The following is a 2,229-nucleotide window of genomic DNA, read 5'->3' as shown; positions in this document are numbered from 1 at the left end:
CATCACACTGCTGACCACGCTCGCCGGCGGCGGCCAGTCACGCCGCACCGGCCTGATCCGCCAGGCCGAGAAGCTTGGCGCCGACGGCAGCCTCGCGCGTTACCGCCTGACCGTCGTGCCCTGGCTGTGGCTGACCACGCAGCAGCGCCACAGCCAGGTGTTCCAGAACCGCAAGCTCGACAGCATCATCGACGCCGTTCTGCAGCACTACGCGCCGTACGCGCAGTGGCGCTATGCCGGCGGAGCCGAAGCCCGCATCGCCGCGTTCGGCGAACGCGACCACATCGCACAGTTCCGCGAGACCGACTACCACTTCCTGTCACGCCTGCTGGCCGAGGCCGGGCTGGGCTACACCGTGGTCGAAGACGACGAAGCGCCTTTCGGCCATGTCGTGGTGATCTTTGCCGACAGCGCGCAATTGCCGGAGGATGCCGACTCGGCCGCTGGCGGCGGCATCCGGTACCACCGCGCGCATAGCCAGGAGTCGGCTGACGCGATCCAGCAGCTGATCTGTGAAACCCGTGCCGCGGTTGGCGGTGTCGCAGTCGGCACCTGGGATCCCGAAGCCAAGCGCACCATCCGTGGCCACGCGCCCGCGCGCTTCGACGTATTTTCAGGCCGGGCAACCAGCCCCGATCCTTATCTGTCCGTCAGCCTGTCGCTGGCGCCGGACACGGCCAGCGCGCAGCGCGTTGCCGAGCAGGTGATGGAAGCCATCGAAGCGCGTGCGCTGGTGTTCACCGGCAGCGCTTCCGTACGCACGCTGCGCAGCGGCACACGACTGCGCGTCACCGGCTGTCCGCACCTGTCGCCACAGGAAGACGATACGGCGGGGTATCCGCTGCTGCTCGACGCGGTGGAGCACTGTGGCTTCAACAACCTCGCGGTGGAAACGCGTGCCGCGCTCGCCGACCGGATGGGGCCGATCGAAGCGGCACTGCGCTTCGACACGCCGCCGCCGGCCCCGGATGCCGCGGCGACCACCGCCGGCCTGATGCGCAGCTTCCCCGTTGGCCCGGCCGAGCGGGTGGGGCCGACTCCAGCCCTGCTGGCGGCAGCACGGGAACACGGCCATGCGGCGCTCTTTCGTGCCTTCGATGCGCGCCGTCCATGGCGCGCCGCCGTGCTGGAAGGCGATTGTCCGCGCCTCTATAGCCGATCCACGCCGCTGGGTGTCCATACCGCGATCGTGGTCGGCCCGGACGGACAGACCGAGGCCGACGGCAACGCCGAACACCACGCCAGCCCGCGCGGCCAGATCCGCGTGCGCTTCCCTTGGCAGCGCGGCGAACGCGACGACGACCGCAGCAGCCGCTGGGTACGCGTGGCGCAGCGGCAAGCCGGCGCCGGCATGGGCTGGCAATGGCTGCCGCGTATCGGCCAGGAGGTGCTGGTCAAGTTCACGGACAACGATATCGACCAGCCGTTCGTGATCGGCGCGCTGTATAACGGCCAGGGAGAAGCCGGCATCGCGCCCACGCCGGGCGGCAAGTCGATGGCTGCCACCACGTTCTCCCAGCCCTATGACGCCAGCGGCCTCTATGCGATGGGCTCAGACAGTCAGCCGAGCGCACAGGGCAACCTTGCCGGCGGCAACAGCCCGGCGTGGCACGGCATGGGTGCCGATCCGGATGGGCACCGCAACGACGCCGCATTGACCGGGTTCAAGAGCCAGGAGCACGGCGGCAAGGGCTCCAACCAGCTGGTGTTCGACGACACCGATGCGCAACTGCGCACGCAACTGGCCACCACCGAGCAAGCCACGCAACTCAATCTGGGCCACGTGATCCACCAGCAGGACAACCGCCGCGGCAGCTTCCGGGGGCAAGGGTTCGAGCTGCGCACCGATGGCCACGTCGCGGTACGCGGCCAGGCTGGGCTATTGCTGACGACCTATCGCGATGCCGTCACAGGCCGCGTGCTGCCGACTGGCGACAACGCTGCGGGCATTGCGCTGTTGCGGCAGGCGGGCGATCTGGTCAGGACGCTGAGCGACGGCGCGACCATCCACCAGACCCAGGCACTGTCTACCAGCAAGGATGACGAGGCGCCGCTGGCGAAACAGGCCAAAGCGGCAGCCGGCATGGTCGACGGACAATCCCTCGAAGTCGCCGAAGGCGACGCGGCCAGCGGCAGTACCAGCACGCCAGGCAAGGTGCCGCACCAAAGCGAGCCGATGGTCCATCTCAACGGCAGGGCCGGCCTCGCCGTGGTGGCGGGACAGGACCT

Annotated in this window: 1 protein-coding gene; it reads left to right on the top strand. The window is 69.2% G+C overall.

The genetic code is table 11. From position 1 onward, the window contains the following. A partial coding sequence (locus tag FHX60_RS27535) for a type VI secretion system Vgr family protein (protein ID WP_183285192.1) occupies window positions 1-2,229 on the top strand: 2,229 nt, incomplete at both ends.

This window comes from Cupriavidus alkaliphilus, from assembly GCF_014191175.1.
Classification (GTDB): domain Bacteria; phylum Pseudomonadota; class Gammaproteobacteria; order Burkholderiales; family Burkholderiaceae; genus Cupriavidus; species Cupriavidus alkaliphilus.
Note: the sequence above shows the minus strand (reverse complement) of the source record. Positions and strands in the feature narration are given on the sequence as shown.